We start from the raw sequence: 24,588 nt of genomic DNA on the forward strand, positions 1-24,588 counted from the left end.
GCGTGCTCGGATACTCGTGGTGTGCATTTCCTCGGCCACTCGTGCGTTCGGATCGAGATCGGTGGCCGGGTCGTGCTCACCGATCCGGTGCTGACCGCCCGGGTCGGGCCGCTTGTCCGGGTCGTCCCGCTGCCTGACCGGGCCACGTGGGCCGACGCCGATCTGGTCCTGATCTCCCACCAGCACGGTGACCACCTGCACCTGCCGTCGCTGCGGCTGCTCCGCCACGCCCGGATCGTGGTGCCGCGTGGCGCGGGCGCGTGGCTGCACCGCAAGGGATTCCCGCGCGTCGAGGAGTTGGGTGTCGGCGAGCGGCTGGTGGACGGCGATCTGACCGTGACCGCTGTGCACGCCGAACACTCCGGGCACCGCTGGGGGCCGCGGCTGACGCACGGCCCGCATGCGCCCGCGATCGGGCACGTCCTCGAAGCGGAGAAGCGGATCTATGTGGCGGGCGACACAGATATATACGACGGCATGGCGGACCTCGGTCCTGTCGACATCGCGCTGCTGCCGGTGTGGGGCTGGGGGATGACGCTGGGGCCGGGTCATCTCGACCCGCTCGGAGCCGCTGCCGCCGTCGAGTTGATCAAACCGGGGGTCGCGGTGCCGGTGCACTGGGGGACGTTGGCGCTGCCGGGCGTGGCCCGCACAGCGCGGATGCGGCGGCTGCTGAGCGAACCGGCACACGACTTCGCCGCCGCCGTGAGCACGAACACCGAGGTGGTCGTGGCACCGCCCGGGAGCGAGGTGATGCATGAACCTGGCGCTTGACCTCACGGCCACGTCGTCGGTCGGTTATCCGTTGATCTTCGGCGGCGTGCTGCTCGGGTCGATCATCCCGATCGTGCCGACCGGTGCCGTCGTCGGCGCGGGCGCGGCCGTCGCGATGACGAGCGCGGGCTTGTCGCTGCCGTTGGTCCTCGTGCTGTCGACGCTCGGCGCGTACATCGGCGACGTCGTGACGTACGCGATCGCCCGGCTCGGCGGTGATCCCGCCGTGCGGTGGCTGGCGCGTCACCAGCACGCGGACCGCGTGGCGAGCGTCCGTGCACAGTTCGCGCGGCGTGGCTGGCAGATCCTCGTGGTCGGCCGCCTGCTTCCGGCCGGCCGGATCCCTGTGCTGCTCGCCGCCGGGGCGTTGGCGTATCCGTGGCGGCGTTTCCTGCCGACAGCATTGGTAGCAGCCGCGTTGTGGGCCGTCGCGTACGCGCTGCTGGGTGTGGTCAGCGGCGGCATCTTCGACTCGCCGTTGATCGCGAGCCTGCTGGCAACGGCCCTCGTGCTGGTTGTCACGGTTCTCATGGCCGTCATCGCACGGCAGAAGCACCGGGCGCCGGACGCGGGCAAGCTGCTGCGTGGCGGTCGGGCGACTGTCCGAGTGTTGTTCGTCTGGTTCGTCGTCACCGCGGCGCTGCGTGCGTTTGACGTCCTGCTGCCGGGTTTCACGATGACCCAGTGGTGGCAGCCGACCGTCTGCGCGTTGCTGCTCGGCCTGATGTCCGCGGTGCTGTGGCCGCTCATCCTGCGGGTCGCGCTGCCGTTCGCGTTGTTCACGTTGGGTCTGGGCAGTTTCATCGTGATCGGCGCGGGCGCGTTGGCGATCTTCAACACCGTGCCGGGCGTCGAGATCGAGAACCTGCGCACGGCCGTCGCGGTGACGATCGGCATGGCAGCCGTGAGTTCCGTGATGAGCAGTGTGCTGGCCATCGACGAGGACGAGATCTTCTTCCGCCGCACCGCCCGGCGGGGTGGCACGCCGACGCTGCTGCCGGACGCCCCACCCGGCGTGATCTTCCTGCAGATCGACGGCCTCGGCTACGACACCGTCCGGCGTGCCGTGCGCGACGGGGACATGCCGACGCTGGCGGAGTGGATCAACGAGGACAGCCACACGCTGGAGATGTGGCAGACCGACTGGAGCTCGCAGACCGGCGCGAGCGTGTCCGGCATCCTGCACGGCGACAACCACGACATCCTTGGGTTCCGTTGGTACGAAAAGGATCGCGACCACGTGATGGCGTGCGCGCACCCGAAGGACGCGGCCGAGATCGAGCGCAGGCACTCCGACGGCCGCGGCCTGCTGTCCGGTGGCGGTGCGGGCCACGGCAACCTGTTCACCGGCGACGCCGACCACGTGACGCTGACCATGAGTGCCGTCCCGGTGCTGGGCAAGGAAGTCCGGCGCGGCAGGCACGGGCGGACCGGCTCCGGCTACTACACGTACTTCGCCCGCCCGGTGAACGTGGTGCGCACGTTCGCTTCGGCGCTGATGGACATCGGCAGGGAGATCCTGGCGTCGACGAGCCAGAAGCGCCGGGGAGTGCGGCCGCGGATCAACCGCGGCGGGTTCTACCCGATCGCCCGGTCCGGCACGACCGTGATCACGCGTGACGTGGTGGTCGCGGCGATCATCGAGGACATCCTGGCCGGGCGGCCCGTGGTGTACGCGGACTTCCTCGGCTACGACGAGGTCGCGCACCACTCGGGGATCGAACGGTTCGACGCGCTGGCCGTGCTGCGGGGGATCGACCAGCAGATCGGGCGGTTGCACCGGGCCACCCGGCTCGGACCGAGGCCGTACCACCTCGTCGTGCTGTCCGACCACGGCCAGACACAGGGCTGGGCGTTCGCCGACCGGTTCGGCGAACCGGTGGAGAAGCTCGTCGGCCGCTTGTGCGGCGGCGACCCGGCGGACGTCGCGAAGGCGACCAAGCCGCGCAACGCGGCCGAAGGCTGGCAGATGAACGCGGCGCTGGCCGGCGGTGGCCTGATCGCTCGGCGGCTGCGTGGGCGGGTGGAGAAGGCCGGGGTCAGCCGTGAGCTGCACCGCGCGCCCAGCGGCAGACCCGGCGAGGTCGCCCGGGTCGCGCCGGGAGTGGTCGTCGTGGTGTCCGGGCACGTGGCGATGGTGTCGTTCACCGAACACGAGGGCCGGGTGCCGCTGGAGACGATCGAGCGCGGATACCCGGAGCTGCTGCCGCTGCTGGTCGACCACGACGGTGTCGGGTTCATGCTGGTGCACAGCTCGGAGTTCGGGCCGGTCGTACTCGGCCGCGACGGCCTGCACCGGCTAGCGACCGGCGTGGTCATCGGCGAGGACCCGTTGCGGGACTACGGCCCGCACGCCGCCGAGCTGGTCAGGCGGACCGACGAGTTCCCGCACTGCGCGGACATCATGATCAACAGCCGGTACGACCCGGAAACCGACAACGCTTCGCCGTTCGAACCGCACGTCGGGTCGCACGGCGGGCTCGGCGGACCGCAGGCACGCGGTTTCGTCATGTACCCGAAGCGCTTCACCGCTGCGGGGGATGTGGTCGGCGCGGAGGCGTTGCACCGCGTGTTCCGGGGCTGGCTGACCGAACTCGGCCACCCGGCGCTGGCGGACGAGCGGGTCAGCGCGCCCGTACCACTCCCTTGATCACCTCGGCCAGCCGCCGGGCCTGCACGTCGGTGGTCAGCTCACGCTCCAGCCTGGCGCGCCCGGCCTTGCCCATGGCGTCCGCCCGTTCGGGATCGGCCATCAACGCGTTGACGGCGGACGCGAACATGTCCACGTCTCCCGGCGGTACGACCAGACCGTCGTGCCCGTGCTTGAGGTAGCCGTCCAGGCCCGCGCTCGCGGTCACCACGTACGGCCGTCCACACGCCATCGCTTCGAGGATGACCGACATGCCCGACCCGTGGATGTTCGGTTTCGTGGCCACGGCGACCACGTTCGCGTTGCCGTAGAACTGGCGCCGCTTGCGCCCGAGGTGCTCGCGGTGCACCGTGCCCAGATCGCCCGGCAGGTCGACGTCGAGCTGGGTCGCCAGCTCCAGGCGCGTGCCCGGCCTGCGGCGGCGCACGTCCGCGACCGCCTTGATCAGCGTGTCGTGGTCGCGGTGCGCGTCGTCACCGACGCTGGCCACGAGGTCGCGGTCGACCTCCCCGTCGACTGGGCGGAACCAGCCGGCGTCGATTCCGAAGGGGACGAACCGCAGTTTGCGGTCGGGCACGCCCCAGTCGTCACGCAGGACCGGGATCATGCCCTTCGCCTGCACGAAGACGATCTCCATCTTCGCCAGCGCCTTGCCCGCGCGGCGCAGGAACTGCTTGGAGCGGTCCTGCGGGTCGGTCAGCAGCTGCACGCCGCTGATCACCGGCGGGCCGCCGGGCAGCGCCGCGGCCGGGATGCCGGTGAACTCGTCCCAGCAGAGCACCACGTCGGCGCTCCGCTTGAGCCGGTTGTAGTGGGACGCAACGGCTTCCAGCCATTCCAGGCCGCCTTCCCGTGCGCGCACCCTGCGGGCGAGCGCGTTCGGGACACGTCCTTTGAGGACCTCGCGGAACGCCACGTCGACGCCGTGTCGCGCCAGTTCGTCGATGCCGAACGGGGTAGCATTCGGGACCTCACCGGACGCGTTGCGCTCGGGCCACTTGGCCGCGTCGAGGTAGTGGATCAGCTCGACCCAGGCACGCACGCGCGACACAGTCCACTCCTGATCAGATCGCGAGGATGAGCTCGGCCAGCCGGGCGGCCTGCAGCTCGGTTGAGAACTCGCGCTCGACCTTACGGCGTGCCGCCCTGCCCATCTCCTCGGCCATGGCGTCGTCGTTGACGAGCCGCTGCACGCATTTCGCCAGCGCATCAACGTCGCCGACCGGGTAGACGAGTCCAGTGTGCTCGTTCTCGACGTAGTCCGTTAGGCCGGGAGTGTCCGGAATCACTACCGGCCGTCCGCTGGCCATCGCCTCGAGGGTGACGGTCAGGCCGGACGCGTGCACGTTGGGCCTGGTCGCGATCGCCACGACGCTCGCCCGTCCATAGAGGTCCCGGATCTGGCCCTCGTTGAGCCCGGTGCGGGCGTGTTCCGCGGGAATCGGCAGCCTGGTGGCGATTTCCAGCCGCGTGCCGGGGAGCCGTCGGACGGCGTCGATCAGCAGCTGGTGGTCGCGGTGGCGGTCGTTGCCCGCGCTGACCACCAGACGTTCCTCAGTCTTCGGGCGAGGCGCAAAGAAATCGACATCGATGCCGAGTGGGACGTGGTGCGCTTTCCTGACACCCCAATCCCGTTCGAGCCGGGAGATCATCGCGCCCGACGACGCCCACACCCCCGCCGCCTTCGGCAGCGCGTGCCGCGCGAACAAGGCTGTCACGCGGTCGACCTCGTCGGCCAGCCACACCACTCCAGTGATCACCGGTTTGTGTCTGCCGGGTTTGTGGTGTTCGCGCAGCACGGCGGGCACACCCGTGTACTCGTCCCAGCAAAGGACCACGTCACCGGTGGTGCGGCGGAACGCGTCAACCCATTCGTATCCCCCGAGCCGGTGCCGCGCGGCCCGGCCGATCCGCTCCGCAACCCGTCCGCTGGGCGGAATTCGCATGATCGGCCGCACCCCGTGGTTGATCAACCGGTCCAGCCCGTACGGCCAGTGATCAGGAACTTCACCAAGGGCGTGCCGGCTACTCCATTCGGCGGGATGCAGTCCGTGCGACAACTCGAGACAAGCGCGCACCGTATCGACCTCCACATCGCGACAGCACCGCGTGGGATCTGCGGCAACGCGAAGTTACTAGACTACGGCCCGTGTCCAGGGCAGCGGCGATCGCGCGAGGGGTCGCCCTCCAAGTGGTGGCGCGAGTCAGCGCGCTCCCGCTCGCCATCGTCACTCTGGGTATAGCAACGCAGTATCTGGGCGAACACGGTTACGGCATCATGACGACCGCGATCGTGTTCGTCGGCCTGTTCGAGACGCTGACCTCGCAGGGCATCGGCACGGTGATCGTGCGCAGGGTCAGCGGCAAGCAGAAGGCGTCGCTGGCGCACCTGATCGGCCTCGACCTGACGTTCTCGCTGACCTACGCCCTGCCGCTCGGCCTGACAGCCGCCAGCGTCGGGGTGCTGACGTACTCCGATCCGCAGGTGCAGTCCGCGCTGCTGGTGCTGTCGGCCGGACTGGTCTGCAACGCCGTCGCGTCCTGTTTCGACGCCGTCTTCGACGTGCACGTCAAGTACGGCACGATCGCGATCGCGGAGTTCTTCTCCCGCGTGATCACGCTGGGCTGCGCGGCGGCGGTGGCGTTCACCGACGCCGGCCTGCTGGCCATGTGCGCGGTGCAGATCCTGCCGAACCTGCTCAAGATGGTCGTCAACGGGCTCGCGGCGCACCGGCTGACCCCGATGCGGCCGATCGGCGACCTGAACGCGATCCTCAACCTGGTCAAGGAGAGCATCCCGTTCACGCTGATCATGCTGATCGCGGTGATCTACTGGCGCGTGGACGGCGTGCTGCTGTCGCTGCTGTCCGACACGCGCGAGGTGGCGGCGTACGGCATCGCCGTGCAGCTGGCGTTCACCCTCAACATGCTGCCGCAGGTCTTCTCCCGGACAGCGCTGTCGACGATCAACGAGGGCTACGCCAGCGACCCGGCCAGGTTCCGGCGCGCGGTCGCGAGTGGATACCGGTTCCTGTTGCTGTTCGCCACACCCGTTGCCGTACTTGGTATCCCATTGGCGGAACGCCTGGTGACGGCGGTCGGCTCGGACGAGTTCGCGTCCGGCGCGACGCCGGTGCTGCGGCTGTTCTTCGTCGCGTGCGCGATCAGCTTCCTGACGTCGATCATCAGCGACGCGATGGTCGCGGCGCACCAGCAGCGCTTCCTGACCACGCTGTCGGCGGTGAACCTGGTCGTGAACATCGCGCTGAACATCATCCTGATCCCCCGTTTCGGGGCGGTCGGCTGCGGCATCGCCCTGATCGTGACGGAACTGTCGGGCGTGGTGTTCACCCAGATCCGGCTACGCAAAGTAGGCGTCGACCCGCTGCCGCTGAAGTACGTGATGCGCCTGATCCCCGGCCTGAACCTGTCGCTGCTGGCGATGCTGCTGACGTGGTCGCTGCCGCTGGTCTTCCCGATCGTCGCGGGCATGATCGGTTACTTCGCCGGCGCGTGGCTCGGCGGCGCGATCCCCGACGAGATGCGCGGCGCCCTGCTCGGGGCCATGAAACCCGGCCGCGGGACGGCACCTGCCTGACAACGCGTAAGGTGACCCGACGTGACGGACGGTCAGCCTGCTCGCCCGCTGTCGGTGCTCGTCGTCAGCTACCGGCGGGCGGATCTTCTGCGGCGTTGTCTCGACAGTGTCCACAAGCACCTGTCGGGGTGTTCGGTTCTGGTGTGGGACAACCTGTCGCAGGGCACTCCCGCGATCAGGGAACTGGCGGACGAGTACCCGGACGTCGACTGGTTCTTCTCCGACCGCAACGTCGGTTACGCGGCCGCCATCAACGGTTTGGCCCAGCGGACCGGCGACGACATGCTGCTGCTCAACCCCGACGCCGAATTGCTCGGGCCCTTGGCGAAGTCGCGGGCCGCGCTGCGGGAGCCGAAGGTCGCCGCTGTCTCACCCAGGGTCCAGGAAGGCGGCGACGGGCCCGACTGGGACGTCGCCCGGCGCAGGCAGACGGTCCTGCGCAGCATCGTCAGCCATTCGGGTTACGGGAAACGCCTGCGCGGCAAGGGTCTCTCCGACTACTACCCCGAACAGCCCGGTGACGTCGACGGCTACCTGTCCGGTTGCTGCCTGCTCATCTCCCGTGCGGCGTGGCAGCAAGTCGGCGGGTTCGACCAGAAGTTCTTCCTGTACGGCGAGGAGTCCGACTGGCAGCGCCGGGCGCACGGCAACGGCTGGCGCCTGGTTCTCGCGGACGAGCCGGACGTCCGGCACGCGGCCGGGGGCACCATGGCCGGTGATCCGTTGGCCGAGCGGCGATCGCGGGATCTGCTGCGCGCCGGGCAGGCCGAGATGCTGGGGATGGGCAACTACGGGCCCGGCGCGGTGTTCACCGCCGGGCTCAACCTGCTCGACCGCGTGCAGCGGTCGCACCGCGACGACCGGCAGCGGGAGCGGGCCGCGGCCAGGGCGAAGGCCGATCCCGGCAAACCGAGCATTCTGTTGACCAGCAACGAGTTGTGCCAGGGCGGCGCCGAACGGCAACGTGTCCTGCTCGCCAACGAGTTGAGCAGGCGCGGGTATCCGGTCACGCTCGCGTGCCTGCAGCACTTCGGGCCGCTCACGCCCGAACTCGACCCGGGCGTGCGCCTGGTGCTGACGCCGTGGTGGCAGCCGCTCGTCGACCTGCCCACCAAGGACGCCGTGCTGATCACCGGCGTCACCAACACCGAGGCCGGGTTCGCGGCGGGCTGGAAGGCGTTGAACCCGAAGGGCCGGTGGCTCGCGGCGACGCACGAACCAGCCGAACCGGACCGTCCGACGTACGGCGGCAAGCTGGCCAAGGTGATCAACCGCAGCGACGGCGTGATCGCCTTGTCGCCACGGCACTGGGACGCCATCACCAAGCACCAGGCGTTGCACACGCGGCACTTCATCGCACCCAACGGAGTGCCGGAGCAGGAAGATCGCGGCTACCGGCCGTCGAAGCCGGTCCGGCTCGGCATGCTGTGCCGGATGGTCGAGCACAAGAACCCGCACCTGCTCGTCGAGGCGCTGGACTCGCTGTCCGATCTCGACTGGACGCTCGACCTGCACGGCGACGGCCCTGACCGGGCGAAACTCGAAGCCAAGACGCCGGATCGGGTCAAGGACCGGGTCACCTGGCACGGCGCCTCCCCGGGCCCGGACCATGCGTTCGGCACGTTCGACGTCCTCTGCGTGCCGAGCAAGGCCGAGGCTTTCCCGCTCGTCATCGTGGAAGCGATGGCTCGCGGGTTGCCGGTCGTGTCATCTGCCGTGGGTTCGGTCCCGGATCTGCTGGACAACGGACGCGCCGGGCTGCTTGTCGAACCTGTCACCGCGACGGCGTGGACAGCAGCACTGCGCCCGGTCATCGAAGACCCCACCCGGCTCACGCGGCTCGCCGCGGCGGGCGCGCGACGAGCCGCCGAGCTGTACACAGTGGACGCCATGACGGATGCGTACGAGACCGCCATCGCGGCGGCGAGATGAGAGTTCTGTGGCTGTCGCCCTGGATGCGCACGCTGTCCAGGGTGCACGTCGAAGCGTTGCAGGACGCCGGGCACGACTGCTTGCTGGTCACATCCGATCAGCACTACGAGAAAACGCGGCCGCTGCCGTACGAGCGCGTGCTCGACCCGCGCCCGAAAGACCCGCGGACCATCGGCCCGCTGCTGAAGGCGTTCCGCGAAGTCAGGGCCTGGCGGCCGAACGTGGTCGTCGTCGAACTGGTCTGGGATCCGCGCTGGCTGATGCTGGCCAGGCTGGCGCCGATGGTGCACCTGATCCACGACGACGCCCCGCACGACGAGACCGAGTCGCGCCCGGCGTGGCAACGGCGGCTGTTCAGCGGGTTCAGCAGCCGGGCCAAGCGGGTCGTCGCCTTCAGCGACTACGTGGCCGAGCAGCTCCCGTATCCGGCCAGCGTGGTGCCGTTGACCAGCGACGTCCGCGAGCGGGATCTCCCGCCGCTCGCCGAGGACCGGCGTGACTTCGTGCTCTACGGCCGGATGTCGCCGTACAAGAACGTGCCGGTGGCGTTGAAGGCGTGGGAGAAGCACCTGCTTTCCGGGCAGCACAATGGCGACCGGCTGATCCTGCTCGGCGACGGGCCGCTCGACGTGTCCGAACAGGATCTGCCGCCGCGCTGCGAGTGGCGCCGTGAGCGCTTCGCGTACGCCGACGTGCTGCCTGTCCTCGGCCGCGCGAAGGGCTCGGTGGTGCACTACCGGCAGGCGTCGCAGAGCGGGGTGCAACTGCTGTCGATGCAGCTCGGTGTGACGCCGATCGTGTCGGATTCCGGCGGGTTGCCGGAATTCCAGCCGCCGGACGAGCCGGGTATCGGGGTCGACGACGTGGACGGCCTCGCTGACGCGTTCGCGCGGCTGTCCGATCCGGCAGCCGCCAAACGCCGTGGCGAGGCTGCCAGGCTGCACTTCGAGCGCACCTACAGCGCGGATCTCGTCGGCGCGAAACTGGCCGCGACCTTGGCCAACGTCGCCACATAGCGGGAATTAATCACCCTTACGAGGGAGTTTACCGGTAAAGAGTTACGACATTTGGTGTATTGACATGCTTTCATGGTCGGCATGGCTGACGAGATCGGACGGCGCCGGATCATCGGGGCAGCAGCCGGCGCGATCGCTCTCGGGGTCGCCGGTGGCATCACACTGGCCAACCAGCAGTGGTTCAGCCCCGAGGAAACAGCTGAGCAGGAGACGAAACCGGTCACCGCGGACCTCTCCGCGAACTCCGACGCGCAGACGCTGCTCAAGTGGTTCCGCGATCTGCCCAAGCGCCAGGCGCGCAGAGTGGTCTGCGGGCAGCAACTCGACGACATCACCGCCGCCAGCTACGACCACATCGTCGAAGCGCTGGTCAAGCGCACCGGCAAGCACCCGGCGATGCTGGGGGTGTCGGTCCGCGACGACTGGAAGCGCTCGGACTCCAGGATCCTGGTCGACCACTGGCGGCGCGGCGGCCTGGTCACAGTGGACCTCCACCCGTCCGATCCGTGGAACCCGAACGGCGGCGCGGACTCGGCGTGGGTCGCGGACGCGAAGGCCAGGAAGCCGGACCTGCGCACCCTGCTGGTCACCTCAGACTCCAGCCCGCAGCGCAACGCGTGGCGCGCGCAGCTGGAACGCGTGGGCGACCTGGTCGAGGAGCTCGGCTCCGCCGGGGTCGTGGTGTTGCTCAGGCCGTTGCACGAAGGCAACGGGTCCTGGTTCTGGTGGGGACAGGACATGCCGACGCGCAAGACGTTCGCGCGTGACCTCTACCGGGACGTGTTCTTCTACATCACCCAAACCCGGCGGCTGCACAACGTGCTGTGGGTGTACTCGCCCGGCGCCTCGTGGGACGGGCCGGCGCTGTCGTACTACCCGGGCGCGGAGTACGTGGACATGGTCTGCCCCAGCAGGTACGACGACGACATGCTGATGCTCGGCGAGCGCACGGGCCAGTCGCCGTACAACGACTACAAGGACATCCTCACGACCGGCAAACCGCTCGGTTTCGCCGAGTGCGGCCCGGAGAAGAAGCGCGACGGCTCGTGGGACTCCCGGCTGATCCTCAAGCAGATCCGCGAGAAGTACCCGGCGATGACGTACTTCCACTGCTGGAACGGCTGGCAGGGCGCGGTGATGGAGCTGGCCAGGCTGCGGTTCACCGAGGAGCTGCTCAACGACTCCTGGGTGATCACCAGGGACGAGGTGGACTGGCGGCAGATGGCCGGACCGACCACGTCGTCCCGCCCGACGACCACCTCCCGGCCGCCCAAACCCACGTCCACACCGCCCAAGACCCAGAACAACCCCGTGATCCGCCCGCCAGTCACCAGGTAAACCCTCGTGAGTGGTTCGTCCGGTTAGAACCGGACGAACCACTCACGAGGGTTGACCAGTGGTTGCCGAGTGTACGGAGGTAGCGGCCGATTTCGAACGGCTCCGCTGTGGCGCGCGCGGCCTTGCCGAGGCGTTCCCGCAGGCCGGGATCGTCGAGCAGCGACTGCAGGGCCGCGGCCAGCCCGTCGACGTCGCCCGGCCGGACGAGCAGGCCGTTCTCGCCGTCCTTGACCACCTCGCCGATCGACCCGACCGGGGTGACCACGGGCACCAGGCCGTGACCCATCGATTCGAGCATCGCCATCGGCAGGCCTTCGTCACGGCTGGGCAGCACGAAGACGTGCGCGGAGGACAGCAGCGCGTCGCGTTCCTCCGGCGAGATCCACGTCCGGATGCTCGCGTTCACGCCCAGTCGCGCGGCCAGCGCCTTGGTTTCGGCGACCTCGCCGTCGCCCGCCATCACCACTTCGACGGGCTCGGACAGCCGGGCGACGGCGGACAGGACGTCCGCCGATCCCTTCCGCGCACCGAACCGGCCGAGGAAGACGATCCTGAAGCCGGGCGGCGAAGACACCGCGGCCGGCAGTTCGATCGGGTTGCCCAGGCTGACAACCCGTTGCACACCAAGCAGATCCGTGTACATGGTGCGCCACGACGAACCGAGGACGGCGACCAGGTCCGCCTGCCGGAACGTCAAGGCGATCACACGCTTGGCCAGGCCGGGCAGGCCCTGGTACCAGTCGACGAACTCGGCGCCGTGGCAGTGCAGCACGACCGGTTTGCGCATCAGTTTGGCGATCCACACGAGCACGCCCTTGCGGATCACGCTGCCCCGCTCCGACACGTGGGCGTGCAGGACGTCGGCGTACCGCAGCGCGGACACGATCTTCGCTGTGCCTGACAGCCACAGTTTCAGGCGCATCCCGGCCGGTCCTTCCCGGTGCGTCGGGATCATCCGGATCGCCGCGACCTCGGATCCGTGCCGCAGCAACAGGTTCGTGACCGTCGCCATCCCACCGCGCTCGCTCGGCGCGGACCCGGCCATCAGGACGCGGATCATGAGACGGACGGCTTCGCGGGCGGCGTGACCGGTCGCATCTGGCTCGTCTGCTCGGCCGACGACGACTTGACGCGCTCGAACCGGACCTGGAAACGCTTGGGGTACAACCACCGCAGCACCAGGATCGCGATCACGGCCACGACGAACCCGCCGACGACGCCGCCGGCAATCAGCAGCCACCCGGCGGGCACCGAACGGGCGGGCGGCGTGGTCGGGTCGGTGATCACGTTGACGGCCACCCGGGACGGGCCGCCGGGGATGGTCTCCAGCTTCGTGACCGCGTTGATGAACGCCTGCGTCACCGCGACCGCGCTGCGCCGGGCGGCTTCCGGCGTCGCCCCCGTGACCTGCAACGACAGCACGGTGGTGTCGCCGGCGACGGCGGCCTTGATCTGGGCGGTGAGTGTCGCGGGATCCGTGCCGAGCACCTGCGCGGCCGGTCCCGTCACCTGCGCGCTCGCCGCGATCTCCGCGTACGTGGTCATCCGCTGGTTGACGTACTGGTTGCTGGCGTACGCGGTGTCCGGCTGGGCCGGGTCGCTCTGCCCGGTCATCAGGACCTGGGAGGATGACGTGTACACGGCGTTGCTCAGGCGGTTGCTGAAGTAGACGCCACCAAGCAGGCCGACCACGACACCAGCCGCGAGCAACCACTGCCACCACGCTACGTTTTTGAGCAACCTCACGGCGTCATTATCCTTCTCGCTGATAGTGGCGGTTCTCCGACCTGCCCGAACTCCTCGACGCGTGGCTGCCAGCCGACCGCAAGCGCCAGCATCGCCAGGAGGAGCGCGACGACCATCAACGACGGCCGGTCGATCAACGTCGTCTGGAACACCGACTGCAGCGCCAGACACGCCAATCCCAGTCCCAGGGCGACCACAAGCACCGTGGCGGGCGCTCTTCGACGCCAGCTGTGCACGACGGCCGCCGCGACGCGCACCATCAGCAACCCGACGGCCAGCAGTCCGAACGCGCCGAACCACAACCACATCCGCAGGTACTGGTTGTGAATCCACGGCCGCGGGTCGACGACCGTCCGGTCATGCACGGCGTCGTAGGAAATGATCTCCCCGCCGTATGGGATGCCGACGCCGATGCCTGTCACGGGATGGTCGAGCAATGTGTTCAGGGCAGCGGTGTTCTCTCTGACGCGGTCGGCCAGGCTGTCCTCGCCTAACGCCTCACCGCTGAAAACACTGGTCACACGCCCGGCGAGGGCTTCGCCCGTGCCGCCGAGGGCGCCCGCGGCGGCCAGTCCGAGCGCCACCGCGCCCAGCAGGCCCGCCGCGAGCAAACGCTTGACCAGGCCGCGTGAGCCGAACCGGGCGACCGCGACCACGATGACGAACCCCAGCAGCGGCGCCCACGTCGACCGGTTGAAGCTCAACGCCTCGTGCGCGAGACCGGGCAGTGCGATCAGCAGCAGCCGCCACCGGGGGCGTCCCGGGAAGGCACCGGAGGCGAGCAGGATCAGCAACGGCCCCCACAACGGCAGGACCGGCGCGGACAGCCGGGACACCTCGGACGTGTCGTCGCCGGTGATCACCGAGGAGCGTTCGTCGACCAGCAGCCGCTCCCAGTCCATCACCGCGGCCAGCAGCTCGACCGAACTGGCCACCGCGGCACCGACGGCCACGATCGCCACGAACTGGGCCAGCCGCCCGGCGAACACCCGGCAGAGGACCAGGAAACCCAGCGGCACCAGCACCAAAGCCCGGACGGTGTCCGCGACCTCGGAGAACTCGCCGCCGTTGACGACGCCGTGCGCGCTGCCGAGCGCGACCGCCGCCGTGAACACGACCAACGGCCAGAAGAAAATCGACTTGCCCGGCCGCCGCCACACCGCGACCAGGCCGATCAGCACGGCCACTTCCAGCACGGTCGGCGTGACCGGGCCGATCTTGACCAGCTCCAGCTTCGGCGGCAGCACGGACGCGGCCAGCCCCAGCATCGCGCCGGCGATCCACCGCGGGTCACGCGGCGCCACGACACCGGCCGCCAGCACGGCCAGCATCGGCGGCCACACCGATCCTGTCGCCGCGTACCCGCCGACGGCGACGAATCCCAGCGCGACCGCCGTCAGCCCGCGACGAGTCCGCAGTCCCATCCACAACGCCCGGATCTCGTGGTCGACGCTGTCGGCAAACGCCTGCGCCCCAGCGATTCGCGACCCGCCGCCGGCCAACCGGGACACCCACGGGCCCGGCCGCCGGAGCGCGCACCCGAGCCAGCCGGCCACAGCACCGATCACGGCACCCAGGACCGCGCCCCAGACCGCCCAGGCACCCGACAGGCTCTCCGGTTCGCTACCGCTGGTGGACACCACGCCCGACACGCGGTTGAACTCCATCCGCGTGACCACCGCGATGACTGTCCTGGCCGCGGCCGTCGCCCGGTCGGCCAGTCCTTCGTCGGTGAAGCTGTTCAGCTCGATCCGCAACGACTGCGCGCCGGAGATCTCGTGCGCGGTGATCGTCTCGTCGCTGTGCAGACCCGCCTCATCGGCGACAGCGCCGCTGGCGGCCACCTTCGCCCAGCTCGGCACCCGCTGGGAGATGTGCCTGGCCACCGAGGCTGTCGGCGGGCCCGGTCCGAGCTGCGCGGCCGTGAAGACGATCGTCGCGCCGCTGCGGTACGCTGGCCCGTTGAGCGTCGGCACGGCGAACCCCACCAACGCGCCGATCAGCAGACCGGCCAGTACGACGAGAGCGGCCAGCCGGTTCACCGATTGTCACCGGCCAGCCGGGCGGGCGGGATGATCCGCCTGGTCTGCGGGTCCTCGGTGGGCACGGGTTCGGCGACCACCCAGCGACCGGCCAGCGCGGGCATCGCCTTGCGGACCTCGTCGAGCAGGTCAGGCACGAACAGCAGCACCGCGTCCGGTTTCGCCCTGATCAGGTCGGCCGGGCTGATCACCGGGATCGCCGTGCCCGGCATCCGCCTGCCCCACTTGGTCTGCGAGGCGTCCGCGACACCGGTCAGCATGGTGTTGTCGATCCCCGCCGCGGCGAGCAGCGCGACCGCACGCGAGGCGGCGCCGTAGCCGTACACCCGGCGGCCGGTACCGCGCTGGCGCTGCAACCAGCCGCGCAACGCGTTGATGCTGTTCTCGGCCGTCTCCTGCAACGAGCGCACGATCCGCGGGTCGTCGACACCGCAGCCGGTTTCCTCGGCCAGCAACGCGCGGACCTCCGGATCGCCCTGGCCGCCACGACCGGCGGCGAGCAGAACCGTGCCGCCGTAGAGGTCGAACCGCCACGCCGTACGCGCCACCAGCCCGGCCGTCGCCAGCATCCTGGTCAGCGCGGCCGTGGAGTAGTACGCGTAATGCCCGTGCCGCAAGGCGTTCCACTGCCCGCTGCGGATGATGGTGGCCAGCGAGTGGTACTGCAGCAGCAGGATCCCGTTGTCGGTCAGCCTCCTGGCGCGCTCGACGATCGCCTCGTGCTGGTCGGGGTAGTGCATCATGCCGAAGCTGTCGAGCACCACGTCCGCGGGCTCACCTGTCTGCTCGACCGGCCGCAACCCGTGTTCGGCCAGCAACGGCAGCCACGAACCGCCGTGCGGACTGCCGTACTCGAGCACGCTGACACCGGGCTTGACCAGGCCGGAACGGATCACGCGGCCGATCGCGTCCTTGGCCTGCGCGACCAGCGCCGCGGGTTCGACACCGCGTGGCTCCTCCGGCACGGTCGGGTCCTCGGCCAGCTGCGCCAGGCCGCATTCCGCGCACAGCCACATCCGCAGCGGGTAGATCGGGTCCGGGCCGTTGTCGCTGACCGGCGGGAAGAAGTCGCTGGCGGGCTGGCGGCCGAGGTCGAGCACGACCTCGCCCCGGCGGGCCCGGCAGGACCGGCAGATCGGCGTCAGCATGGGCACGCCAAAATGGACCGATGCATGTGCGGACCACCTCGATCGACGGCGTCCTGCTGTTCGTGCCCACCCCGCATCACGACTCGCGCGGCCTGTTCACCAGGACCTTCGACGCGACCATCGCCGCGGAGCACGGCGTCGACCCGAACTCGTTCGTCCAGGACTCGCAGTCCCGCTCCAAACTGGGTGTGCTGCGCGGACTGCACGGCCGATCCGGGCGCGGCGAGGCGAAACTCGTGCGCTGCGCGCACGGCGCGGTGTCCGACGTGGTCGTCGACGCCCGGCCCGGCTCGCCGACCTTCGGCCACCACGAGGCGTTCCTGCTCGACGACGAGACCTTCGCGCACCTGTACATCCCGCCGGGCATGCTGCACGGCTTCCAGGCGCTGACACCGGTCGCGGACGTCTGCTACCGGATCGACCGCCCGCACGACCCGGGCGAGGACGTCGCGGTGCGCTACGACGACCCGGCGCTGGCGATCGACTGGCCGTTGCCGGTGACGGAGATCAGCGCGCGGGACCTCGCCGCCGGACCCTGGCACCATTAGAGCCCGCCGTGGCTTTTCAACCAGGCCAGGCGCGTGAACTTCTGCTCGAAGTCCGCGCGTGTCAGGCCGTGCCCGGTGTACGCGTCGGCCAGCTCGACCGCGCCCGCCTTGACTGTCCACTGTGCCGTGAACGGCATCGCGGCGCGGATCCGGGCGAAGTCGACCCGGTACGAGCGCGGGTCGGCGCCCGCCTCGCCCGTGATCACCAGTTCGGAACCGGTGACCGCTTCGACGACGTGCTGGGCGATCTGGGCGACAGTGAGGTTGTTGTCCTCCGTGCCCACGTTGAAAGCCTTGGCGTGCACGGCTTCCCGCGGTGCCACCAATGCGGCGGCGAACGCGTCCGCGATGTCCTGGGCGTGCACCAACGGCCGCCAGGGCGTGCCGTCGGACAGGACCTTGACCTCGCCGCTGAGCACGGCGTGCCCGACGAGGTTGTTCAGCACGATGTCCGCACGCAGCCGCGGTGAGAACCCGAAAGCCGTGGCGTTGCGCAGGAAAACCGGCGTGAAGTCCGAATCGGCCAGCTCGAGCAGATCGTCCTCGACGCGTACTTTGCTTTCCGCGTACGGAGTCACCGGGCGCAGCGGGGCGTCCTCGTCGACCAGGCCGTCACCGGCCGCGCCGTACACGGAACACGTTGACGCGTAGAGGAACCGCTTGACCCCGGCGTCCTTGGCCAGCTTGGCCAGCCGGACCGAGGCGTGGTGGTTGATGTCGTAGGTCAGTTCGGGCGCCAGTGAACCGAGCGGATCATTCGACAGCGCGGCCAGGTGAACCACAGCGTCCACACCGGACACGTGCGCGGCCGACACCTCGCGCAGGTCGACCGCGAAGCCCGCCGGGTCGCTCGGCTGCGGTCCGAGCACGCAGGACGCGAACAGCCCGGAGTCGAGGCCGACGACCTCGTGCCCCGCGGACACCAGTCGCGGCGCCATCACCGTGCCCAGGTAACCCTGGTGTCCGGTCAGCAACACACGCACGTCACGCCTCCAAGCCAACGAGCAGTTTGTCCAGGTAGAACGCCTCCGCATAGCGCGCACGGCACTGCACGCCACGGACCCTCGCCAGCCCCAGGAAGGTCTCGCGGTCGAACCAGTACCGCCCGGACTGCGTCGGGTAGCACCGGAGCAACTTCTCCACCTTGGCCTCAGCGACCTCGTCCGGCAAGGGCTGGTACACGGTCGGGGCACCCAGGTCCCCGTCCCATTTGACGATCTCGTAGCCGAGCGCCAGGTGGTCGCGGAACGCGGTCGGCACGAGTTCCGCCAGCGTGCGGTGGTCCTGATGGGCGTCACGCGCGTGCGGGCCGATCACCAGATCGGGTTCAGTACGCGCCCGCAGGTCCTCGACCGCCTGTTTGGCACGCTCCCAATGGGCCGGAAACCGACCATCCGGCAGGTCCAGCACAGTGATCTTGAGCTCGGCGCCGGGGCAGAACGACTGCAACGCGGCGTGTTCCTCGGCTTCGCGAGGCGTGCCACCCCCGCTGAGCACCAACGCGTCCACCTGGAGCCCCGGCCGGGACCGGCACAGGTTCAGCAGCGTCCCGCCCGCGCCGATCGCGATGTCGTCGCAGTGCGCGCCGAGCAGCACGACCTTGTCGAGGACATCAGGACGCAACACCCGCATCGTTCTCCCACAACATCCATGGCCGCTCGCCCTGCGCGTACGCGGCGTCGAGAGCCGCCCGCTCCTTGACCGTGTCCGCGGGCTGCCAGAAACCACGGTAAGGGTAAGCCAGCAGCCGCCCTTCCTTGGCCAGCTCACCACAGGCGTCCTGGACCAGGTCACCACCGGGTGGCAGCCGGTCGAACACGTCCTGGCGCAGCACGAAGTAGCCGCCGTTCTCCCACAGCGGCAGGTTGCTGACCGGTGTGATCCCGCTGACCCTGCCGTCGTCACCCATGTCCACGCAGTGGAACGACGACTGCGGCGGCACGACCATCATCGAGGCACCCGCGTCGCTGTTGCCCAACCGCCGCACCATCTCGTCGAGCGGGGCGTCGGTGAGCACGTCGGCGTAGTTGGCCAGGAACATCTCCTCGCCGTCGACCAGGTGCCGCACGCGGCGCAGACGTTCACCGATCGGCGAGTCCTGCCCGGTGTTGACGAACGAGATCGTCCAGTCGCTGATGTCGGTGGACAGCAGCTCGACCTTCCCGCCGGACAGCACGAAGTCGTTGGACGCGGTCTCCTGGTAGTCCAGGAAGAAGTCCTTGATGTGGTGCGCGCCGTAACCGAGGCACAGCACGAAGTCGGTGTGACCGAAGTGGGCGTAGTAGCGCATCACGTGCCACAGCAGCGGTCGCGGCCCGACCATCTGCATGGGCTTCGGGACGTCGTCACCCATCCCGTTGCGCATGCGCATCCCGTAGCCGCCGCAGAACAGCACGACCTTCACGGCCGGACCTCCTCCAGAGTGGGGATCGGGAAAACCAGCCTGCCGCCCCACTCGCCCACATAGGACAGCTGCTCGGTCAGCTCGGTGCGCAGGTTCCACGGCAGCACGAGCACGTAGTCCGGGCGGTCCTCGGCGATGCGCTCAGGCGCGTGGATCGGAATGCGGGTCCCGGGCGTGAACCTGCCGTGCTTGTACGGATTGCGGTCCACTGTGTACTTCAGGATGTCCGGCCGGATACCGCAGTGGTTGAGCAGCGTGTTGCCCTTGCCCGGCGCGCCGTACCCGACGACGGTCTTGCCGGTTGCGGACGCGCCGAGCAGGAACCTGAGCAGGTTCTGCCTGACGGTGTCGACGTTGCGGGCGAAGTCCTGGTAGCCGGACATGTCGTGCAGGCCTGCCCGGCGTTCCTCCTCCAGCACGAACCCGACGGCATTCGAGGGCTGGCCGGCCACCGGCCGCGCCCAGATCCGGATCGAGCCGCCGTGTGTCGGCAGCAGTTCGACGTCGACCACGTGCAACCCGCTCGAAGCAAGCGCTCGCTGGGCGGACGCGACCGTGTAGTACTGGAAGTGCTCGTGGTAGATCGTGTCGTACTGGTTGTACTGGACCAGGCTGAGCAGGTGCTGGACCTCGATGGACACCCATCCGTCGTCCTTGACCAGCTCGCGCAGCCCGGCCGTGAAGCCCTGGATGTCCGGGATGTGCGCGTAGACGTTGTTGGCGACGACCAGATCCGCGGCACCGTGCTCGGCACGCACGCTCGCGGCGGTCTCCTTGCTCAGAAACGCCGTTGTGGTCGGTACGCCCTTCTCACGCGCGGCGGCGCCGACGTTCACCGACGGTTCGATGCCGAGGCACCGGATCCCCTTGGCGACCACGTGCTGCAACAGGTAGCCGTCGTTGCTCGCGACCTCGACGACGAACTCGGGGTTCGTCTTCTCCACCGCCTTGTCGACGAACCGGCCGGCGTGGTCGACCCAGGACGTGGAGAACGACGAGAAGTAGGCGTACTCGGTGAACGTGTCCTCCGGCGTGATCAGCGGAGGGATCTGGGCGAGCAGGCACTCGCGGCAGACACGCAGGTGCAGCGGGTACGTCGGCTCCGGCTCGTCCAGCTGCGCGGCGGCGAGGAACCGCTCGCACGGCGGGGTCGCGCCCAGGTCGACCACGCTCTCCAGCTCGCCGGAGCCGCAGAGTCGGCAGATCATCAATACGCTCCTTGGCCCTTCAGCACGGCGCGGACTGTCTTCCACATGATCAACGCGTCGAGTGCCAGAGACCAGTCCTCGACGTACCGCAGATCCAGCCGGACGGCTTCCTCCCACGGCAGGTCGCTGCGGCCGCTGACCTGCCACAGCCCGGTGAGACCCGGTTTGACCAGCAGCCTGCGCCGCGCGTCGGAGCTGTAGCGCTCGGTCTCCTCCGGCAGCGGCGGCCTCGGCCCGACCAGCGACATCGACCCGGAGATGACGTTGAACAGCTGCGGCAGCTCGTCCATGGAGAACCGCCGCAGCACCGCGCCGATCCTGGTCACCCTCGGGTCCTTGCGCATCTTGAACAGCGGGCCTTCGGCTTCGTTCATCGCCAGCAGGTGCAACCGCTGGGCGTGCGCGTCCGGCACCATCGTCCGGAACTTGATCATCGTGAAGGCTTTGCCGTCCTTGCCGATCCGGCGCTGCCGGTAGAACACCGGGCCGCCGTCGTTGAACTTGATCGACAGCGAGATGGCGGCGAGGAACGGCGAGAGCAACGCGACGAGCACAGTGCCGCCGACGCGGTCCATGACCTCCTTGACCACTCGCCGCGCGCCCGTGAAGGCCGGGGCGGACAGTCTCAGCAGCGGCATGCCGTGCACACCGGTGACGTTGAGCCGCGGACCGGCGACCTCCATCAGCACGGGCGCGACGACCAGCTCGGCCGACGTGCTCTCCAGCTGCCAGGCCAGGCGCTGCAGGCGTTTGGGGGTCCAGTAGGCGTCGGCCGTCACGGCGACGACGCGGTACCCGCCGCGGTGCACCTGCTCGGCGACGTCCTCGATCCGGCCGACCACGGGCACGGTGTCGACCCGCCCGTCAGGACCGGTTCCGAGGCCGTCGGTCGTGCAGACCGCCTCGACCCGCCAGCCCTGGTGCGGCGCCTTGCGGGTGCGGTCGATCAGATCCTTGACCGTGTCGACGCCACCGGCGGCGAGCACCGGGAGCAGGCAGCGACCCACTTGCCTGCGCTTGTGCAGCAGGCGGCGCAGCAGGTAGCGAACCGGGAAGTCGATCAGGGCCATCGCCGGGACGGCGAGGAAGACCCACGGCCGCAGGCCTTCGAGACCGAACGCGAACCCGCCCATGGCCAGCAGGACGATCGCGGTGAACAGGCCGCGGTAGAGGCGGCGGAACTCCTCGGCGCCGTGGCCGAGCACGGCGACGCTCCACGCTCGCGCCCCGCCGAGGCCGACGAAGACGGCGGTGAGCGTGAGGACCGCGAAGACGCCGGCGTGCCACGCGGTCGACGCCCCGACCAGGACGTTGACCGTGATCACCACGCCGAGAATCACGGCGAGATCGGCGCAGACCACCGCCAGCTGATAGCGGCTTTCCCAGGAGGCCCGCATTGGTCTTGCTGATTGCGGCAGATGCCGCTGGGAGGCAAGAGGGAAACGACGCACCGATCCGGCCCGTTCTCTCATGCAGTCTCTCCTGGTGTGCAGCTATGGCAGGGTGGAGCGGCGAAAAGATGATCAGACCCGCGCTCCCGTGAGGAGTCGTTCCATCTTCGGACGCCGTTACCGCTCCTAGAACATTACGAATGACCCTGGAGCGCCATTCACTTGGGTCACCGTGGGAAAACGACTCACCGTGACCGCCTCCGGTGAACTTCACCCGGTCGGCCCAACCTCATCGACCAGACTGACTACGCAGCATCGCACCCTTCCGCCATCCTGGTGAACGACAGTAGCCCGGACGCCGATACGCCCAGCTGACCAAGAATCCCCCACGAGGGGTATTTCACCCCCTCGAACGCGGCGATCACCCGGCTGAGTGACATTCACGACCGCTCCGGCAATCCCATTAGCAAACCGTGAAATGTGAACGCGACCACAAATGCGCTCTCCGAATAACACAGTCGTGGAAAAACACCCCGCACCGGCCGCTGAGTTCGGCACCGGTGCGAGTTCGATCACCAATGCGCCTGCCGGCCGGGTGCCGGGCCAAGCCGTACGAACGTCCCGGCAAGGAGCCCCGGGCGGACGCGCGGACAGCGCCGGAGGAGACGATGCCCACCGCCGGTTGAACTTGCGCCTAGGGAGTGCAGGCCACGCCTAGGACTTGTTCGTCATGGCGTCATTCACCCGAAAATGGACAATTTCTGTGTGAGTGGATCAACGAATAAACATCCTGCACGTTTGTCAAGGCGAGGTTTCATCGGAGGGGTCACAGCCGGAGCCGCTGCTGCTTCATTCCACGGCACAGCTTTTGCTCAATCGGCGCCCGAGCTGACCAACCCGAGATTCTTCGGACGGATCTTCAAGCTTCCCCCGTTCGCCCAGCCGACCCAGCAGGTCCTGGAGGCGCTGCGTGAGCTGGGCAGGCCCGGCGGCATCATGGACGCCAAGGATCCCCTGCACGAGGGCCCGATCCGGCTGATCACCAACCCGGAATTGAGCCCCACCAATGTCGACAACCCGTTCAACACGGCCGGAACGACGTTTTTCGGTCAGTTCGTCGACCACGACTTCACGTTCGACCTGAATTCGCGGCTCGGTGTGCCGACGGAACCGGAAACGTCACCGAACACCCGTGTGCCGACGCTGTCGCTGGATTCGGTGTACGGCGGCGGGCCCAATGCCAACCCGGAGCTCTACGACCCGGGTGACCGGGTGAAGTTCAAGGTGGAGAGCGGCGGCCTGTTCGAGGACCTGCCTCGCCGCACGGACCGGGTGGCGATCATCTCGGACCCGCGCAACGACGAGAACATGATGATCTCCGGCATCCACGTGGCGTTCCTGCTCGCACACAACCGCGCGGTCGACCTGGTCCGGTCGCAGGGCGTGCCGCCGACCCGGGTGTTCGACGAGGCCAAGCGGCTGATCACCTGGCACTACCAGTGGATCGTCGTGAACGAGTTCCTGCCGCAGATCATCGGTTTCCCCATGGCAGCCGAGATCATGCGGCACGGCCGCAAGTTCTACCGCCCCGCGGCGGGCCAGCACTTCATGCCGGTGGAGTTCCAGGGAGCGGTGTACCGCTTCGGCCACAGCATGGTGCGGCCCTCCTACCGGGCCAACCTGGCGGGTGACAACGGCAACCCCTTCTTCGGGTTCATCTTCGACCCGGCGGGACAGGGCCAGCCCGACCCGGTGGACCTGCGTGGAAGAGCACGAGCACCGCGGCGGTTCATCGGCTGGCAGACGTTCTTCAACTTCAACGACAACCAGGTCCGCCCGAACAAGCGGATAGACACCAAGATCAGCACAACGCTGTTCAACCTGCCGATCCAAGCCATCGCGACCGGGGACCCACCGACCGCGCTGCCCCAGCGCAACCTGCTGCGCCACGTGACCTGGTCTCTCCCATCAGGACAAGCGATCGCCCGTGCGATGGGCATCCCGGTACTGGGCCCGGACGTGTTCCCGGAGCTGAAAGCCCTGAACGTGGGCTTCGACGCGAACACCCCGCTCTGGTACTACGTCCTGAAGGAAGCCCAAGTCCTCAACGACGGCATCAGCCTCGCGGGAATAGGCGCGAGGATCGCGGGAGAAGTCTTCATAGGTCTCCTCCAGCTGGACCCGACCAGCTACCTGTCAGCCCAACCCACTTGGCGCCCGACCCTGCCCCGCCGAACCTCCGACACGTTCTCGATAGTCGATCTGCTGACTTTCGCCCAAGTAGACCCCGCCTCCCGTCGCCAATAGCCCCCTTCCCCTCAGAGACCCCGTGGCCGTCCCCCACGGGGTCTCCCTGCTCTAGGTTCGCTTCCCCGGTTTCTGGGGTGTCTCGCTGCCTGGTTTTTTGGGGTGTGCCTCGCCGGCGGGCTGGCCTCCGAGAGAGGTGGGGGCGTGTCCCCTCTCTCCCGTATGGCCTGCCGGAGGCAACCACACGCGTCAAGGGGCCCGTGTGGTTTGCGTTTGGGGTTGGTGTGGGTGGGCGGAATCCCAACTGCCGGTGCCGGTGCCGGTGCCGGTGGTGGTGGTGGTGGTGGTGCCGGTGGCGGTGTTGGTGCTGGTGGCAGTGGCGGCCCAGCGCAGGCCCCGCACCTCGAAGTCGCAATAGTCACCACTCAACGAACGCCTCCGCCACCCCTCGCACGGCAGCCCCCGCCCGGAACACCTCCGCCACCCCTCGCACCGGGAGTCACCGCTCGAAGCACCTCCGGCGCTTTCACACGGGAGTCACCGCTC

General features: G+C 68.9%; 19 protein-coding genes. 8 read left to right on the forward strand and 11 right to left on the reverse strand.

The annotated features are described in order from the left end of the window. The first annotated feature begins 21 nt into the window (after nt 1-21). Both AOZ06_RS50925 and AOZ06_RS50930 read left to right on the forward strand, forming a co-directional pair. A complete protein-coding gene (locus tag AOZ06_RS50925; protein ID WP_054295959.1) occupies nt 22-774 on the forward strand; it encodes an MBL fold metallo-hydrolase in 753 nt (250 codons plus the stop codon). Continuing rightward, on the forward strand, nt 758-3,424 hold the full coding sequence (locus AOZ06_RS50930; RefSeq protein ID WP_083472480.1) for a VTT domain-containing protein: 2,667 nt from the start codon (nt 758-760) through the stop codon (nt 3,422-3,424). The genes AOZ06_RS50925 and AOZ06_RS50930 overlap by 17 nt, the downstream gene beginning before the upstream one ends. Here the strand turns inward: AOZ06_RS50930 and AOZ06_RS50935 are convergent. Continuing rightward, nucleotides 3,399-4,466, reverse strand: coding sequence for a glycosyltransferase family 4 protein (locus AOZ06_RS50935; RefSeq protein WP_063810604.1), 1,068 nt, complete (start codon nt 4,464-4,466; stop codon nt 3,399-3,401). The two genes, AOZ06_RS50930 and AOZ06_RS50935, sit on opposite strands and share 26 nt — an antisense overlap. A 22-nt stretch (nt 4,467-4,488) precedes the next feature. Further along, on the reverse strand, nt 4,489-5,370 hold the full coding sequence (locus tag AOZ06_RS50940) for a glycosyltransferase family 4 protein (protein WP_157233699.1): 882 nt from the start codon (nt 5,368-5,370) through the stop codon (nt 4,489-4,491). A 203-nt stretch (nt 5,371-5,573) separates the two neighbouring features. On the opposite strand from AOZ06_RS50940, the gene AOZ06_RS50945 reads away from it, so the two are divergent. The 4 genes from AOZ06_RS50945 (at nt 5,574) to AOZ06_RS50960 (ending at nt 11,308) form a co-directional block, all read left to right on the forward strand. Next, on the forward strand, nt 5,574-7,022 hold the full coding sequence (locus AOZ06_RS50945) for a flippase (RefSeq protein ID WP_083472481.1): 1,449 nt from the start codon (nt 5,574-5,576) through the stop codon (nt 7,020-7,022). 21 nt (nt 7,023-7,043) lie between these two features. Continuing rightward, nucleotides 7,044-8,954, forward strand: a complete 1,911-nt coding sequence (locus tag AOZ06_RS50950; RefSeq protein ID WP_054295963.1) for a glycosyltransferase — start codon at nt 7,044-7,046, stop codon at nt 8,952-8,954. Further along, nucleotides 8,951-9,970, forward strand: a complete 1,020-nt coding sequence (locus AOZ06_RS50955; RefSeq protein WP_054295964.1) for a glycosyltransferase family 4 protein — start codon at nt 8,951-8,953, stop codon at nt 9,968-9,970. Before AOZ06_RS50950 ends, AOZ06_RS50955 begins: the two co-directional genes overlap by 4 nt. Before the next feature lie 81 nt (nt 9,971-10,051). Further along, nucleotides 10,052-11,308 carry a glycosyl hydrolase gene (locus AOZ06_RS50960; protein ID WP_169799094.1) on the forward strand — a complete coding sequence of 419 codons (1,257 nt, stop codon included), beginning with the start codon at nt 10,052-10,054 and terminating at the stop codon, nt 11,306-11,308. On the opposite strand, the gene AOZ06_RS50965 is transcribed toward AOZ06_RS50960, so the two are convergent. Genes AOZ06_RS50965 through AOZ06_RS50980 form a run of 4 tightly spaced genes read right to left on the reverse strand, consistent with a single transcriptional unit; the run spans nt 11,298 to nt 16,244 of the window. Further along, complete coding sequence (locus tag AOZ06_RS50965; RefSeq protein ID WP_054295966.1) at nt 11,298-12,368, reverse strand: glycosyltransferase family 4 protein; 1,071 nt, start codon at nt 12,366-12,368, stop codon at nt 11,298-11,300. The two genes, AOZ06_RS50960 and AOZ06_RS50965, sit on opposite strands and share 11 nt — an antisense overlap. Continuing rightward, nucleotides 12,365-13,054 (reverse strand): YveK family protein, encoded by a 690-nt coding sequence (locus tag AOZ06_RS50970; RefSeq protein ID WP_054295967.1) that lies wholly within the window; start codon nt 13,052-13,054, stop codon nt 12,365-12,367. The genes AOZ06_RS50965 and AOZ06_RS50970 overlap by 4 nt, the downstream gene beginning before the upstream one ends. Next, on the reverse strand, nt 13,051-15,096 hold the full coding sequence (locus AOZ06_RS50975; protein WP_054295968.1) for an O-antigen ligase family protein: 2,046 nt from the start codon (nt 15,094-15,096) through the stop codon (nt 13,051-13,053). The genes AOZ06_RS50970 and AOZ06_RS50975 overlap by 4 nt, the downstream gene beginning before the upstream one ends. Then, on the reverse strand, nt 15,093-16,244 hold the full coding sequence (locus AOZ06_RS50980; RefSeq protein WP_054295969.1) for a class I SAM-dependent methyltransferase: 1,152 nt from the start codon (nt 16,242-16,244) through the stop codon (nt 15,093-15,095). Before AOZ06_RS50980 ends, AOZ06_RS50975 begins: the two co-directional genes overlap by 4 nt. 20 nt (nt 16,245-16,264) lie before the next feature. On the opposite strand from AOZ06_RS50980, the gene AOZ06_RS50985 reads away from it, so the two are divergent. Then, complete coding sequence (locus tag AOZ06_RS50985) at nt 16,265-16,792, forward strand: dTDP-4-dehydrorhamnose 3,5-epimerase family protein (RefSeq protein ID WP_054295970.1); 528 nt, start codon at nt 16,265-16,267, stop codon at nt 16,790-16,792. Here AOZ06_RS50985 and AOZ06_RS50990 read toward each other — a convergent pair. Genes AOZ06_RS50990 through AOZ06_RS51010 form a run of 5 tightly spaced genes read right to left on the reverse strand, consistent with a single transcriptional unit; the run spans nt 16,789 to nt 21,801 of the window. After that, nucleotides 16,789-17,775: an NAD-dependent epimerase/dehydratase family protein gene (locus AOZ06_RS50990; RefSeq protein WP_054295971.1), complete on the reverse strand. Its 987-nt coding sequence runs from the start codon at nt 17,773-17,775 to the stop codon at nt 16,789-16,791. The genes AOZ06_RS50985 and AOZ06_RS50990 overlap by 4 nt on opposite strands. A 1-nt stretch (nt 17,776) precedes the next feature. After that, entirely contained in the window at nt 17,777-18,424 is a 648-nt protein-coding gene (locus tag AOZ06_RS50995; protein WP_054295972.1) for a PIG-L deacetylase family protein, read from the reverse strand. After that, nucleotides 18,405-19,196: a glycosyltransferase family protein gene (locus AOZ06_RS51000; RefSeq protein WP_054295973.1), complete on the reverse strand. Its 792-nt coding sequence runs from the start codon at nt 19,194-19,196 to the stop codon at nt 18,405-18,407. The genes AOZ06_RS50995 and AOZ06_RS51000 overlap by 20 nt, the downstream gene beginning before the upstream one ends. Next, entirely contained in the window at nt 19,193-20,407 is a 1,215-nt protein-coding gene (locus tag AOZ06_RS51005) for a class I SAM-dependent methyltransferase (protein WP_157233701.1), read from the reverse strand. The genes AOZ06_RS51000 and AOZ06_RS51005 overlap by 4 nt, the downstream gene beginning before the upstream one ends. Then, the gene (locus AOZ06_RS51010) at nt 20,404-21,801 is read right to left on the reverse strand and encodes a sugar transferase (RefSeq protein ID WP_470303332.1); all 1,398 of its coding nucleotides are present in this window, start codon (nt 21,799-21,801) and stop codon (nt 20,404-20,406) included. The genes AOZ06_RS51005 and AOZ06_RS51010 overlap by 4 nt, the downstream gene beginning before the upstream one ends. 792 nt (nt 21,802-22,593) lie before the next feature. On the opposite strand from AOZ06_RS51010, the gene AOZ06_RS51015 reads away from it, so the two are divergent. After that, the gene (locus AOZ06_RS51015; RefSeq protein WP_169799095.1) at nt 22,594-24,102 is read left to right on the forward strand and encodes a peroxidase family protein; all 1,509 of its coding nucleotides are present in this window, start codon (nt 22,594-22,596) and stop codon (nt 24,100-24,102) included. The last annotated feature ends 486 nt before the right edge of the window (nt 24,103-24,588 follow it).

Origin of the sequence: Kibdelosporangium phytohabitans (assembly GCF_001302585.1) — a bacterium.
In the GTDB taxonomy this organism is placed as follows: Bacteria; Actinomycetota; Actinomycetes; order Mycobacteriales; family Pseudonocardiaceae; genus Kibdelosporangium; species Kibdelosporangium phytohabitans.